Source organism: Brevibacillus daliensis (genome assembly GCF_021245735.1).
Lineage (GTDB): Bacteria > Bacillota > Bacilli > Brevibacillales > Brevibacillaceae > Brevibacillus_B > Brevibacillus_B daliensis.
On the sequence record NZ_JAJISB010000008.1, the window covers coordinates 33,644 to 48,630 of the forward strand.

A 14,987-nucleotide genomic window follows, 5' to 3' on the forward strand; every position below is an offset into this window, starting at 1 on the left:
GAAGCATTCGTGAGACAGTGACGGATTTAGTAAACGAGCTGGCATCAGAAGATATTGTGAATATATGGGACTTCGTAAACCTTTATGGATTCATCGGGAACGTTTACAAATGGCGTTAGAAAAATGCAAGTGAAAGACATTTTCTTGTGCTCAATAAGTATTTCAACCCACTTACATTGCACGAGATGTGTTGAGATCATCTCAAGTTAAAATTAACCCCCTATGCTTGTCCTATTTTTTAGTGGGATGGGTATAAGGGGTTTTTAAGAATAGCTTTTTTTCAATCTGATACAATTAATGTACTAAGTCTAAAACTGTAAATAAGTTCACTTTCCTGTTTCAAAAGAAATGCCCTCATGGTAAAATCGATTTGAGTTTTCACTAATATTTCACTTGTACTATAAAAATTCATAACATTCAAACTGATATTAACTATTCAACAGAGAAACACACAAAGGGGATCTCGATTATGGCTGAAAAATTTGATGTTGTCATTGTAGGCGGAGGCCTGGCTGGTTTATCTGCCGGTGCATTGCTTTCTAGTAAAGGGAAGAAAGTAGCACTACTAGAACGCGGAATGCTTGGAGGACGTGCCGTTACACTGTCGATCAAAGGTTTTAACTTTAATTTTGGTGCACATGCAATCTACGCAAGAGACTCTTCTGTTTTACGTACCTTTGAGGATAAATTGGGGTTACATATTGACTGGCAAGATTTTGATCCGGATAAAGCAAAATATGATATCGGTAACCAACTTACCAGTATGCCTGCCAATATCGTAGGTTTATTCCGTACCAAGGTGTTGAAGGGTTTCGATAAAATTGCGTTTACCTTTGAAATATTAAAAACTATGCTAAAAATGGAAACAGGTCATTCGCACATGTCCATTGCGAAATGGATGGAGAATCAAAATGTTAATGAAGATGTAAAAGAAATGATGTTAACGCTTGCATCTTCCAATTTTTTCACCAAGGAACCAGAAAAAATTCCATCTGATGTGTTTTTTACCTACTATCGTCGTTTATTCGCCACTAATAAACCTGTAGCTTACATTGGTGGAGGTTGGCAGGCTCTCATAAGTGAATTCGTTCGAGTTATGGATGAAAATCATGCTGAGATTATGACGAAAACAAAAGTAGACAGCATTACGTGGGAGAATGACCGAATCAAGGCAGTTCATGCCGGAGAGACGACAATTGAAGGGGACGAATTTATTTTCGCAATCCCTCCTAAAGAGATGGTGAAGATTTTCAAGGAAACGAAAATTGATCATCTTGTTTCCCACTACGCGGCTTATAAGCCAAGTGTAGTACTGGTATATGATATCGGATTGTCTAAAAAAATCGATGTACCATTTACCTATGTGTACGATAAAAAAGAAAATATGTTTATTACCGACATTTCCCACTACGATACTACCTGTGTACCAGAAGGTGGTCAACTTCTCCAGGCAACGGCATATTTACGCCAGGATGAAGTGGGTAATAAAGAAATTGTGGATCAATATAAAGAAAAAGTGGAAAAACTATACGATAAACACTTTCCAGGCTGGCGTGATAAGCTTGTGGTTCCACGTGTTTCTGTAAAAGCCGTCGTTCAGGAGATTAAATGGACAATGAGTCAGAAACCAATGCCAGTATCTAGTACGGATTACCGCAATCTCTTCTTTGCTGGTGATTGGTGTGAGGGTCAAGGACAACTCTCTGAACTCTCTTTCTCCAGCGCTTATGAAGTAAGCAAATTAATCTTTGAGAAAGAATAATTGGAAATTACCCCTTGTCCAAAAAGGCAAGGGGTTAATTTTTGTTTTGAAATGTGATAAAATATACGTTTGAGGACGATAAATGTATCGATAAAGGATGAGATTAGATGATAAGTACAAATGGTGTTACCCTGCGCTACGGTAAACGAGCGTTGTTTGAAGACGTAACAATCAAGTTTACGCCGGGTAATTGCTACGGCTTGATTGGAGCAAATGGAGCAGGAAAGTCAACATTCTTGAAAATCCTGTCTGGCGAAATCGAACCAAATAATGGTGATGTTCACATGACTCCAGGCGAACGTATGGCTGTATTGAAGCAAAACCATTATGAATTTGATGAAGTAGAAGTACTGAAGACTGTTATGATGGGTCACAGCAGACTTTTTGAAATTATGGAAGAAAAAAATGCTCTATATATGAAAGAAGACTTCTCTGAAGAAGATGGTATGCGTGCATCTGAACTGGAAGGCGAATTCGAAGATCTTAACGGATGGCAAGCTGAATCTGATGCTGCATCTCTTCTGATCGGTCTTGGCATTGAGACAGATTTGCACGAGAAAAAAATGAAGGAACTAGATGGCAGCCAAAAGGTACGTGTACTCCTTGCACAAGCACTGTTTGGAAATCCTGACAACCTGCTTCTCGATGAGCCTACCAACCACTTGGACATCGAATCGATTCGATGGTTAGAGAATTTCTTGGCTAACTATGAGAATACCGTAATCGTGGTATCGCATGACCGTCACTTCCTGAACCAAGTATGTACTCATATTGCTGACATTGACTTTGGTAAGATCCAAATGTATGTGGGTAACTATGACTTCTGGTATGAGTCCAGCCAATTGGCTCTTAAATTGATGAGAGAGCAAAACAAGAAAAAAGAAGAAAAAATCAAGGAATTGGAGAGCTTTATCGCACGCTTCTCTGCCAATGCTTCCAAGTCCAAACAAGCAACATCCCGTAAAAAGACGTTGGATAAAATTACACTGGATGACATTAGACCTTCCAGCCGTCGTTATCCGTTCATTAACTTTAAACCTGAGCGGGAAGCCGGAAAAAATATTTTAGAAATTACAGGTTTAACAAAGTCAATTGATGGTGAAAAAGTAATTGACAACCTTCATATGATCGTGAACAAAGGAGATAAAATTGCTTTGGTTGGTCCGAACGGATTGCCAAAAACAACTTTGTTCCAGGTCTTAATGGGAGAGTTGGAAGCAGACAGCGGTTCTTACGCATGGGGTGTAACAACAACTCAAGCATACTTCCCGAAAGATAACTCTGCTTATTTTGATGGTTGCAATCTGACACTTGTTGATTGGCTACGTCAATACTCTAAAGATCAGGATGAGACATTCTTACGTGGTTTCTTAGGCAGAATGTTATTCTCCGGTGAAGAGGCATTGAAAAAAGCTAACGTATTGTCCGGGGGAGAAAAAGTACGCTGCATGCTATCCAAAGCGATGATGCCAGGTGCCAATGTCCTATTGTTCGATGAGCCAACCAACCACTTGGATCTCGAATCCATTACAGCACTAAATAATGGATTGATGGAATTTGACGGTACAATGATGTTCGTATCCCATGACCATCAGTTCGTGCATACCATTGCGAATCGCATTATTGAAATCACACCAAATGGTATTATTGACAAGTTAATGACGTACGATGAATATCTGGAGAGCGAAGAAGTGAAACAGCTTCGTGAAAAAATGTATAGCTAGTTCTAACCAAAGTCTTACTGGTAGGGCTTGTGATAAACGTATTCCAGAACAGAAGAGAAAGGGTTAACCACATCAATGGTTAACCCTTTTACCAAAAACGCTGGAGGGCATCATGACGACTTTGCACGGTATCTGGTTGCCAGATGCTTTTTTTCTTTTTTGTTTACAGGGCGGCGAAGTTGTACCTGTCAGTTTGTGGATAGATCAACTAGATGATGAAGAACGGCGATTAATTAGCACAGCAAGCAAGGTTGGGACACGCTCGTTTCAGGTACCTTACTGGTTTGATCAGGGTGAATTTTATCCTTCTAACAAACCAAAGTTAATGTCTGCTCAAATAAGTGGCTTATTGGTACCGCTTGCAGATGCATTACCATTTTTGTTGAAAACGAACATGGATCATTCCATTTCTAGTCAGGTGTTCGCTTCTGATACGCTTAGATATTGGCAAAAAGCTTCCATGTTTGCCTTGTATCTTCTCGAACATTCCAGATTTAAACCATCAGTTGCTCTGGTAAAAGGTAAGCGCTACGGATATTCGGAAGCAACAGCTTATTGGGATGTGGATTTGAGCAGGGAGGAAGAAAAGAATCAATTTAACCACTTAGCCAGCTCCATGCCAGCCATAAGCCGCGCTTATGATCCATTAAAAACAGGCAATGAAATGAATACCGATCCATTTAACATTCTGCACGAGTTTTTACTGCAATCAATTGAAGTAACCTTTATCAAGTGGTTGTACAAGGAAACAGGCGAGTACGCACGGCTTTTACAGAAAAAGCGGCTGGATACCCCTTTACAATGGCTACAAGGTTTACTCGTAAAAAATACGGCATCAATAGAAGGCTTAACCAAAGAATTGCAAGGCTTCAAGCAACATATTGATAAGTGGACTCGTGGAGAATTGCGCAACGAGCGGGATTTTGTTGGACATATCCCGATGCGACTTTTTTTACAGCTACAGCCTCCAGCGATGGAGAATCTTACGGAATTGCAGCTTCCTGAAGCAGAGTGGCTTCTTCATATTTGCTTACAACCGATCACTGATCCTGGTCACTATATCAATGCAAGAGATATTTGGTTAGGAACAGATTCTGCTGCCCAGTATTTTGGCTCCTTACTTCCCCGTGCTCAATTTTTCCTGCTGGAACAATTGGGAAAAGCATCCCTATATGTACCGCAGTTAGCAGATGAATTAGCAAAAGAACTACCATGGCAACTCTCAATGACTTCGAGCGAAGCCTTTTATTTTCTTAAGGAGCTTGTGCCTAGCTTACAAACAGCTGGATTTGGGATTCAGTTACCTTCATGGTGGATGCAGAAGAGTCGCAAATCACTCGGAATCAAACTGCGTGTGAAGGATTGGAAAGCGATATCTGACTCTAAGCAGTCTGGAGACGTGACCCGTTTTGGATTTGAAGAGTTGCTACAGTTTGATGTGAGAGCTGCATTAGGTAATCAGGAAATATCTATGGACGACTTGAAGAAAATCGCTACTTCTCAATCACCGTTAGTCATGATACGCGGGGAATGGGTAGAGGTAGATCATCAGGCATTAGCTAAGATCCTTCCGTATTTAACCGAGCATAAGGAGGAGGATCTCTCCCTACACGATTTGTTATATCTGATGGCAGATATGGAAACATCGAGTGAATTAGATGCTTTGCCGATTGTTGACTTTGAGGTACCTGAAAATCTGCACCATTTACTCAGCGGTACATTACAGGATGTTCATGAGATGTACCCTACGCCTACTGTTCTGAAAGGAATCCTGCGTCCCTATCAGGAAAGAGGTTATACCTGGTTAAAAGCACTGACAAAAATGGGCTTCGGAGTCTGTTTAGCAGATGATATGGGTCTAGGGAAAACCCTTCAGATGATTACGGTTTTAGCATCGGAAAAATTGGATCAGCCAGCTTTAATTGTATGTCCAACCTCCCTGTTAAATAACTGGGACAAGGAAATTGATAAGTTTGCCCCTCAGTTACGGGTTTACACGCATCATGGTCCTGATCGATTGCATGACAAAGCCCTTGAGGATAAGGTGAAGGAACACGACGTAATCCTTACTTCTTATGCATTACTAAATCGGGATGCGGATGACTTGCGCAGGATCAAGTGGTCATACTTGGTCCTCGATGAAGCGCAAAACATTAAAAACAGCAAAAGTAAGCAGGCAAAAAGTGCGATGAAAACGGAAGCTACGTATCGTGTTGCGATGACGGGTACGCCGATTGAAAATAGACTAAGTGAATTGTGGTCGATCTTCCAGTTTTTGAATCCGAATTATCTAGGGTCACTCGCCCATTTCCGAAGTCATTTTACGATACCAATCGAACGGTATCAGGAACAAGGGCGCAGTGAAGCACTGAGAAAGCTTGTTTATCCATTTATTTTGCGCCGTCTAAAAACCGATCCGGCCATTATCGCTGACTTACCAGAAAAAATCGAGAGTAAAACGTATTGTTCTTTGACTAAGGAACAGGCTGTGCTTTATCAGCGTGTTGTTCAAGAAATGATGGATAAGATCCAGGGTGCAACTGGTATGCATCGTCGAGGTCTTGTTCTGGCTACCTTAACGCATCTGAAGCAAGTATGTGATCATCCAGTTCTTTATTTGCATCAGCAGGCAGACCAGATCGAACAACGCTCAGGAAAAGTGAAGCGAGTGACACAACTCGTGCAAGAAATCATGGAGCAGGAGGAAGCTGTTCTAATTTTTACCCAGTATGTAGAGATGGGTAGGTTACTTCAACAGCATTTGTCCACTGTCTGTAACGAAGAGGTCCTGTTTTTACATGGAGGTGTAACAAAACAGGCCCGAGATGAAATGATTGATCGTTTTCAGACGAATTCGGGTCCACGTATATTTATTTTGTCATTGAAAGCTGGAGGAGTAGGGCTTAATCTGACTCGGGCCAATCATGTTATTCATTATGATCGCTGGTGGAATCCGGCAGTAGAAAATCAGGCAACAGACCGGGCTTATCGAATTGGTCAGAAGAAGAATGTCCACGTCCACCGCTTGATTTGTCAAGGAACACTGGAAGAACGAATTGATCAGATTATCGAATCCAAAAAAGAGCTGGCAGAACAAATCATCCATTCTGGTGAACAGTGGATGACCGAATTATCAGCAGGTGAGCTTCAATCCATATTTGCACTGCGTGAAGATCTGCTGTATCAGGAAGAGGAGGAGCTGCTGTGAATATAGAGTCGAATAATATCGCACCAGCTCTAGCCTCCCGGTTTAAGGAGCTGATTCGCGAAGCGGGGGGAACGGCACGTCATCAGCGAGGTCGTACCAAAGCAAAAGATGGTGGTGTTCGGGGCTGGACGGCAGACCAACAAGGGATAACTGCACAGGTTACAGGATCAAATAGCAACACCTATTTGGTGCAATACAATCCAAAACTTGTTACAACCGAACAAAGACAGATGAGTATGCAGGTATTGCTAGACGAACCATTGTATCTAGCTCAGCTGATGAATGGTCACTTTTCCAAGGAGCTGTATGAAGACCTTACATCACTAGGGATCTCTATTTTACCTGACAACTTGCTTGCAGGTAGAAAGACGTGTAGCTGTCTTGATCAGGCAGTCCCATGTAAACATATATTTGCCTTGTATTATCAACTGCTTGTTGAGATGGAAGATAATCCTCTTGTGTTTTTTTCTATGTTAGGCATGGACCAAAGAGAAGTAGTAGATCAGTTTCAGCGGAAATGGCTACCTTCCCATTATTCTTTGCCAACAGAAGGGCAAAATTCGACGGCTTTTCCTTTTGTAACCTCTTCTGAAATGGAACGAACAGCGCCTCGAGAAGAAGTGAGGAAGGACCAACATGAAGGTTCTATTTTTCTACGCAGATCTGTAGATAACGGTACATATTTTCAAACAAAGATTCCCGACTCTCTACTGAATTTACCTGTAAAAAGTGAGGAAACCTTACCAGAACAATCCCTTCTTATTTGGGGTCCTCCTGTATTTGCACAACGCAATGGAAATATTGTAACTGGTGCCTTGCAAGAGGTATATCGCATCATTGCTAAGAAGGCGGGTGAGGAGAGGAAGGACTTGTCGTGAAAATATATGCCATGCATATCAAGTCATCTGCTCTCGACCCAAGCGTGCTCCACACTTTACTCACCATTCTTCCACTTGAAAGACAGAAGAAGGTTGCCAGATACAGTAATCGAGCTGATCAGGTTAGAACATTAATAGCGGATGTGTTTGTTCGAGATTTGATTCGGCAGACCTTACATATTCCGTTCGAACAGATAGGAATCTCAACCAATGAGTATGGGAAACCATTTGTGACGAACGATAGCATGAATGGTTTTTCATTTAATCTCTCTCATTCTGGTGAATGGATCTTTGTTGGTACGTTCCATGATTCAATTGGAGTCGACGTTCAACAGTGTAAGAAAATCCAGCTTCGCCTGGCAGACAGATTTTTTTCTGCGGAAGAACAAAAACAGTTATTGCTTCAGCCAGAAAACCATCAGGAAGCTATTTTTTTTCGATACTGGGCATGTAAAGAGAGCTATATCAAGTACGTTGGTAAGGGAATATCATACAAGCTGTCATCCTTTACCATACAATTAGGTTCTAGCTCGGACATACATGAAGTACACGAAAATGGACGCGATACAGGAATTCGCTGTAGGGAATATCAGGTTGATCCAGGCTATAAAATGGCAGTTTGTGCAAAAAGCATTTCTTTTCCAGAACATCCGATTGTAATAAATTGCGAAAAATGGTTAGTAGAGTTAGGAAAAAGAATAGAGAATAACGAATAATGTCAAAAGCAGCATATCTCTACATAAAAGAGATATGCTGTTTTTTCTTCTATTTTTCTGCAATGGTCATATGGTAAAGTAGTACGTCTAAATGAGAAGGGGAGGATCTGAATATGATTTATGCCGCACCTAATCAGTCAGAAGCCATAGTTTCATTCAAGACCCGCTACGACAATTACATCGGAGGCAAATGGGTGGCTCCTGTTAAGGGAGGATACTTTGAAAATGTAACTCCTGTTACAGGAAAAGCGTTTTGCGAAGTAGCCCGCTCTACAGAAGAAGATATTGAATTGGCACTGGATGCAGCACATGAAGCCAAGGAAGCGTGGGGACGAACATCAGCTACGGAACGAGCGAATATGTTAAATTGTATTGCAGATCGAATGCAGGAAAATTTGGAAATGCTGGCCGTAGCAGAAACGTGGGAAAACGGAAAACCAGTACGTGAGACGATGGCAGCAGATATTCCGCTCGCTATTGATCATTTCCGCTATTTTGCAGGGTGCATTCGTTCACAGGAAGGATCGCTCAGTCAGGTGGATGACGACACTGTAGCGTACCATTTCCATGAGCCATTAGGTGTTGTCGGTCAAATTATTCCATGGAACTTCCCTCTGCTTATGGCAACATGGAAGCTGGCGCCAGCACTAGCTGCAGGAAATTGTGTCGTGTTAAAACCAGCAGAGCAAACCCCTGCTTCCATTATGCTGTTAATGGAATTAATTGGCGATTTAATTCCTCCAGGTGTGGTTAACGTGGTGAACGGTTTCGGACTGGAAGCAGGTAAGCCACTAGCTCAAAGTAATCGAATTGCCAAGATTGCTTTTACAGGCGAGACCACAACTGGTCGATTGATTATGCAATATGCATCGCAAAATATTATTCCTGTAACGCTGGAGCTGGGTGGTAAGTCTCCTAATATCTTCTTTGAAGATGTGTGTGCAAAAGATGATGCATTCTTTAATAAAGCTATTGAGGGCTTTGTGCTCTTTGCATTGAACCAAGGTGAGGTTTGCACGTGCCCATCTCGAGCTCTCATCCACGAATCGATCTATGACACATTCATGGAGCGTGCCTTGGCTCGTGTAGAAGCAATTAAACAAGGCAATCCACTAGATACAACAACAATGATTGGAGCACAGGCATCCTCAGAACAACTGGAAAAAATCCTTTCCTATCTGGATATAGGTAAACAGGAAGGTGCTGAATGCTTGATCGGAGGAGAGCGTAACTTCCTAGCCGATGATCTGGCTGGTGGCTACTACGTGAAACCAACCGTGTTCAAAGGACATAACCGGATGAGAATTTTCCAAGAGGAAATATTCGGCCCGGTTGTCAGTGTGACGACCTTTACAGATACTGAAGAAGCACTTGCGATCGCCAATGATACACTTTATGGTTTGGGAGCAGGTGTATGGAGCAGAGACATGAATCAGGCATACCGCATGGGCCGCTCCATTCAGGCAGGACGTGTATGGACGAACTGCTACCATGCGTATCCAGCACATGCCGCATTTGGTGGATACAAAAACTCTGGTATTGGAAGAGAAAACCACAAAATGATGCTCTCTCACTATCAGCAAACCAAAAACGTGCTGGTTAGTTACAGCGATCAGGCGTTAGGCTTCTTCTAAGATGGATGCGGTAGCAAAAGTTCTCGCAACTGACGAAGCACTGGCACTGATTGAACGTCTGAAGCAAAAGCATGGTCCGCTCCTATTTCACCAATCAGGAGGATGCTGCGACGGCAGTTCCCCCATGTGTTATCCAGAAGGTGAGCTCTTGATAGGGAATCACGATGTGAAGCTGGGAGAAATAGGGGGTTGTCCTTTCTATATGAGTGAAGCTCAGTATGAATACTGGAAACATACCCAATTAATTATTGATGTTGTAGAAGGAAGAGGCGGCATGTTTTCATTGGAAGGACCCGAGGGAGTGCGGTTTTTGACGCGTTCCAAGGTGTTTCCTGCTGCTCGGAGGGATGAATAAATCTAGTAAAAAGAAGAATGACTCCAGATATTATGCTGGAGTCATTCTTTTTAAGTGAGGAAATCCGATTTTGTGAATTGACTTTTGTTCAATGTCAGGCGTTGAAGTTAGGTATTCTATCTTGTGCGAATCTGATACGAGAAGGTATTTAGATTAATAAGACAATAACAGGTTTTTGAGGGAACTTTCAAATTCCTTATATTCCTAACAGCCAATTCTATAAGAACATTCACTTCCAAATCAACAGAAATATTCTTGCTCAGGATCCCGCGAAAAATTACGGCAAATCAAGAAAAAGGGAGATCGGCTCTAATTTGAAGAGGTTAAACCGGATCTTGATAATATTGAGATTTTTAAAATGATTACGACGATTCCGATTAATCGCACAGTAGTACCATGATATAAACGATTCAAAAAGAAAATAAAGTATTAAGTTTATTTCGTAAGTCATAGGAAGAACAACAGTATGGTTAAGAGTCTTTATACTAATTTACAATGTAGGCATAGGAGGTCGTGCCCATGAGAGATCGATATACAAAGATTCTACATATCCTTCAAAACTCAAATGGATTTGTCACAGGGACAGATATTAGTGAACAATTACATATTAGTTCAAGGACAGTGGTAAATGACATCAAAGACTTGAATGAAAATTATCTTATTGGCGCACTGATCGTTTCAAACAAACGTCAAGGTTATCGGCTAAAAGGAGAGATAGCTGGATTCAAGCAAGGCCAACATATTGAGTTTGAGGATCGTGGATTTTACATAATCAAAATACTGCTGGAATCAAAGGAGCTCACGACCTATGAACAATTATCTCAATTAATCTATTTTTCACCACAAACGATCCGATCTGATATTCAACGGATATCGCAAATGATAACATCTCAAAAAAGAAATCTCGCAATAGAGGTATTACCATTTCAAGGTATTCGTTTAGAGGGAGATGAACTTGATAAACGATTACTACTTGAAAGTTTGTTTAGAAAAAACTTTATGACGATAAAAGAGCTTCATTTAGAGTTGTCTGAACGTTTTCTTGATTGGATTGTTATTGAAGAAATAGAACAGGTAATAACCATCGTTATTGATAACGTTACAAAATATATGGTGAATATTCCACCAGAAAAGTTAAGTAGTTTAGTAGCACATTTAATTATAGCCGTATGTCGAATTAGACAAAATTACGAGATTTATGAAGGGAAAGTGGATGAACAATTATTAGCTTACGAGGAATATGATTTAGCGTCAAAAATCATTGATGAAATTGAAGAAGCTTTCCAGATGGAGATAGGCTCGTTAGAAAGGTATTATTTCTGCTTGCATCTTATGAGTCAACGAATCATTGTAAATTTTTATGATTTTGAAAGTAGTTTTCCCCATGACCTGATGGTCAGAATAAAAAATATCTTAAAAGAACTTGGTATGCAATATGGCTTACATTTTCACGAGGATCGTCAATTATTGACAGGTCTCCTCTATCATTTAACCAAAGCACAATACCCATTGAGGTATCAATTGTATGTAGAAAATCCTTTTATTTCTCATATAAAAATGGAATATCTTCTTGCTTACCATATATCGGTATTATTTGCTCATTCCTTGGAGATGAAAATGAACTTTTTTCTACCTGAAAGTGAAATTGCCTATATTTCTCTCCATATTGCAGCACATATCGAAAGAACTAAAAGGAATAAGGGAGTTGTTGCAATTGTATCTGGAAGTGGTGTTGGTACTTCTATCATACTAAAACAAAAAATTCAGAGGCACTTTCTTCACATAGAAATTGATGGAGTATACTCCCTGCAAATGTTAGATAAGATCAGTAATGATGTTATGTTGATTGTTTCAACAATAGATGTGGAAAAGAAAGGGATTCCTGTTGTTAGAGTTAATGAATTTCTTGATGAAACTGATCTAGAAAAAATTGAAATCGCTATCAATCAGGGTTACTTAGATCGCGCACTAAGCAAAGAAAGATTTATTCTCTTAGACGAAAAGAATAAGCAAGATATTTTAGTAGAAATGACTAAAAGAATGAATATCAACCATATGCTAGAGAGTATTTTCATAAGAGAAGAGATGTCTTCAACTGAGATTGGGAATTTTGTAGCAATGCCTCACCCAATCGAGAGATTCGATATAGCAGAAACAATGATTTTTGTTGCTATTAACAAAAAGCCTGTTTTGTGGGGAAATACAAATGTACAACTAGTTTTTCTAATCTTACCGGGTGAGATAGATAGGGAAAATCACTATAAAGTTTTTAATCAACTTTATCAGCTGGTCAAATCAAAAGAAAGAGTGCAAGAGATTGTTCAGGCAACGGATTTCCACACTTTTATGGAAGTACTGCACTAATACCAAAGTATTTTATCTTCTGGACCATGGGTCAGATAACATCGTTTTCTTGTTATCTCGAATCATTTGGTGAAAGGAGTGATGCCTGAAAATGACTGATAGTAAAACAAGTTAGTACAAAAAAGGACAGTGAGGAGAAAAGAGAAAAATATGGAATTGAAGGAAGTAGTACACGAGAGTATTGTGAAAATTTTCCCAGAGTCTATTAACCAGGAAGAGGTGTTACGCCATCTTAGTAACTTGCTACTGGAAGAAGATTATGTGAAAGAAAGCTTTTCGAGAGGAGTATTAAAAAGAGAAAGGGAATTTCCAACCGGATTGGAATTAGAGAGAATTCATGTGGCGATTCCACACACTGAAGTAGAGCATGTGAAAGAAGCAGCAATAGCTGTCGGGATTGTTAAACAAGGCACGACATTTGCTAATATGCAAAATCCACTCAAATCCGTAAAGGTTCATGTTGTATTTATGCTTGCCTTGGAAAAAAGCGAATCTCATATGGAAATACTAGGAAAACTTATGGACATGATTCAGGATGATAAAATTTTAGAAAAGTTAATAGAGTCCAATACAGCTTCAGAAGTTATACAGGTTATTCGAAATACATGATTACACATCAACTTACAAACGAAATACAAAAAAGAAAGGTGATTATGATATGAAAAGAGTTGCTGTTTGTTGTGGAACAGGTGCTGCTACATCAACGATTGCGATGAGTAAACTAAAAGCGTACATTCAAGAGAATGGTTTAAAAGTTCATTTAACACAATCCAGAATTCCAGATATTACGAATCGTCAAAGTGATTTTGATTTTATTGTCTCAACTATAGCTGTTCCGCCATCAATAAAAATCAAAACACTGAATGCATTACCTCTCTTGACCAATATGGGAAAAGATAAGTTTTTTGCAGAATTTGAAGCAGCCCTCAAAGAGTAAGTAAAAAAGAATATTGATAATAAAACAACTAAGGAGGGCATCAGATGGAATTTCTCCAAAAAGTGGTAGATCTTGGGGCGTTTGTACTTCTACCAATCATTATCTTCTTATTTGGTTTAGTTTTACGCACTAAACCAGGCACAGCATTTCGTGCAGGATTGACTGTTGGTATTGGATTTATCGGTATTAACGTTATTATTCAATTATTGTCGAGCAGTTTAGGTCCGGCAGCTCAAGCGATGGTTCAAAGATTTGGGAGTAATCTAAGTGTAATTGACGTAGGATGGCCTGCGGCAGCGGCAATTTCTTTTGGGACCTCAGTAGGAGCACTAGCAATCCCGATTGGTTTAGGTGTTAACATTATTTTATTAATATTTGGTTTAACGAAGACGTTAAATGTAGATTTGTGGAACCTGTGGCATGCCGCATTTACAGGATCACTTGTATTTATGATGACGAATGATTTTGGATTGGGTGTATTGACTACCTTAGTTCATACCATTTTGATTCTGGTGTTATCAGATTTAACAGCACCTCATGTTGAAAAGTACTTTGGTTATCCAAAAATTGCATTTCCTCACGCAACGGCTACTCCATATTATTTGTTTGCAATACCACTAGAAAAACTGTTTAATTCAATTCCTGGTTTCCGTAATTTAAAAGCAGACCCGGAAGCAATACAAAATAGACTAGGTGTTTTTGGAGAAACGGCAGTATTAGGTTTGATTCTTGGGGTTATGATTGGTATCTTGGCAGGATACGATTTAAAAGGAGTAAGCCAATTAGGTGTTCAGACTGCTGCGGTTATGATGCTCTTGCCTCGTATGGTATCTATTTTAATGGAAGGGTTGCTACCGATTTCAGAAGCCGCCTCCGAATTAGTTAAAAGTAAATTTCCACATCGGGATGTTTACATAGGAATGGATGCAGCATTAGCGGTAGGACATCCGGCGGTTATCGCATCTTCTCTACTTTTAATTCCGATTACATTGGGTCTGGCTGTACTTATTCCTGGTAATACAGTGTTACCATTTGCTGACTTGGCTACTATTCCATTTATGATTTGTCTAATGGTTCCGATCTTCCGTGGAAACGTAATTCGTATTGTATTAGCTGGAACAATTGCAATAGGCGTTGGCTTGATGATTGCGACTTATGCTGCTCCAATGATTACGGCAGCTGCAAAAACAGTTGGCTTCCAATTTCCAGATGGGGCATCAGGTATTTCCTCATTAGTTGATGGGGCTGTACCAACCACAGCACTATTCTTATTTGCAGGTAAATATGGTTACATTGCGGTTGGTCTAATTGGTCTTCTAACTTTGGCTATGGCATTCTATATCAAAAACCGCGATAAAAAATTAGTAGCATCTCAAGGTAACGAATAAAAATTTTTCTATTTAAATTGT

11 protein-coding genes are annotated in these 14,987 nt (G+C 40.0%); all 11 read left to right on the forward strand.

Features of this window, described 5'->3' with window-relative positions:
• Positions 1–469 precede the first annotated feature (469 nt).
• Positions 470–1,762: a phytoene desaturase family protein gene (locus LM917_RS09225; RefSeq protein ID WP_232697215.1), complete on the forward strand. Its 1,293-nt coding sequence runs from the start codon at positions 470–472 to the stop codon at positions 1,760–1,762.
• Positions 1,763–1,869: 107 nt separating this feature from the next.
• Positions 1,870–3,486, forward strand: a complete 1,617-nt coding sequence (locus LM917_RS09230; protein WP_232697216.1) for an ABC-F family ATP-binding cassette domain-containing protein — start codon at positions 1,870–1,872, stop codon at positions 3,484–3,486.
• Positions 3,487–3,598: 112 nt separating this feature from the next.
• Positions 3,599–6,694: a DEAD/DEAH box helicase gene (locus LM917_RS09235; protein ID WP_232697217.1), complete on the forward strand. Its 3,096-nt coding sequence runs from the start codon at positions 3,599–3,601 to the stop codon at positions 6,692–6,694.
• Positions 6,691–7,572, forward strand: coding sequence for an SWIM zinc finger family protein (locus LM917_RS09240; protein WP_232697218.1), 882 nt, complete (start codon positions 6,691–6,693; stop codon positions 7,570–7,572). Before LM917_RS09235 ends, LM917_RS09240 begins: the two co-directional genes overlap by 4 nt.
• On the forward strand, positions 7,569–8,288 hold the full coding sequence (locus LM917_RS09245; RefSeq protein WP_232697219.1) for a 4'-phosphopantetheinyl transferase family protein: 720 nt from the start codon (positions 7,569–7,571) through the stop codon (positions 8,286–8,288). Before LM917_RS09240 ends, LM917_RS09245 begins: the two co-directional genes overlap by 4 nt.
• A 113-nt stretch (positions 8,289–8,401) precedes the next feature.
• A complete protein-coding gene (gene adh, locus LM917_RS09250) occupies positions 8,402–9,922 on the forward strand; it encodes an aldehyde dehydrogenase (protein ID WP_232697220.1) in 1,521 nt (506 codons plus the stop codon).
• A gap of 1 nt (position 9,923) precedes the next feature.
• Positions 9,924–10,277 (forward strand): DUF779 domain-containing protein, encoded by a 354-nt coding sequence (locus tag LM917_RS09255; protein ID WP_232697221.1) that lies wholly within the window; start codon positions 9,924–9,926, stop codon positions 10,275–10,277.
• 519 nt (positions 10,278–10,796) lie between these two features.
• Complete coding sequence (locus tag LM917_RS09260) at positions 10,797–12,641, forward strand: BglG family transcription antiterminator (protein WP_232697222.1); 1,845 nt, start codon at positions 10,797–10,799, stop codon at positions 12,639–12,641.
• Between the two features lie 150 nt (positions 12,642–12,791).
• Positions 12,792–13,250 (forward strand): PTS sugar transporter subunit IIA, encoded by a 459-nt coding sequence (locus LM917_RS09265; RefSeq protein WP_232697223.1) that lies wholly within the window; start codon positions 12,792–12,794, stop codon positions 13,248–13,250.
• Between the two features lie 49 nt (positions 13,251–13,299).
• Entirely contained in the window at positions 13,300–13,578 is a 279-nt protein-coding gene (locus LM917_RS09270; RefSeq protein ID WP_232697224.1) for a PTS sugar transporter subunit IIB, read from the forward strand.
• Positions 13,579–13,622: 44 nt separating this feature from the next.
• Positions 13,623–14,966, forward strand: a complete 1,344-nt coding sequence (locus LM917_RS09275) for a PTS galactitol transporter subunit IIC (RefSeq protein WP_232697225.1) — start codon at positions 13,623–13,625, stop codon at positions 14,964–14,966.
• Positions 14,967–14,987 lie beyond the last annotated feature (21 nt).

Bases quoted from the DNA above. Each gene is read 5' to 3' on its own strand.
- LM917_RS09235 (WP_232697217.1), top strand. From the start codon at position 3,599: ATGACGACTTTGCACGGTATCTGGTTGCCAGATGCTTTTTTTCTTTTT.
- LM917_RS09260 (WP_232697222.1), top strand. From the start codon at position 10,797: ATGAGAGATCGATATACAAAGATTCTACATATCCTTCAAAACTCAAAT.
- LM917_RS09255 (WP_232697221.1), top strand. From the start codon at position 9,924: ATGGATGCGGTAGCAAAAGTTCTCGCAACTGACGAAGCACTGGCACTG.
- LM917_RS09230 (WP_232697216.1), top strand. From the start codon at position 1,870: ATGATAAGTACAAATGGTGTTACCCTGCGCTACGGTAAACGAGCGTTG.
- LM917_RS09275 (WP_232697225.1), top strand. From the start codon at position 13,623: ATGGAATTTCTCCAAAAAGTGGTAGATCTTGGGGCGTTTGTACTTCTA.
- LM917_RS09270 (WP_232697224.1), top strand. From the start codon at position 13,300: ATGAAAAGAGTTGCTGTTTGTTGTGGAACAGGTGCTGCTACATCAACG.
- LM917_RS09265 (WP_232697223.1), top strand. From the start codon at position 12,792: ATGGAATTGAAGGAAGTAGTACACGAGAGTATTGTGAAAATTTTCCCA.
- LM917_RS09225 (WP_232697215.1), top strand. From the start codon at position 470: ATGGCTGAAAAATTTGATGTTGTCATTGTAGGCGGAGGCCTGGCTGGT.
- adh (WP_232697220.1), top strand. From the start codon at position 8,402: ATGATTTATGCCGCACCTAATCAGTCAGAAGCCATAGTTTCATTCAAG.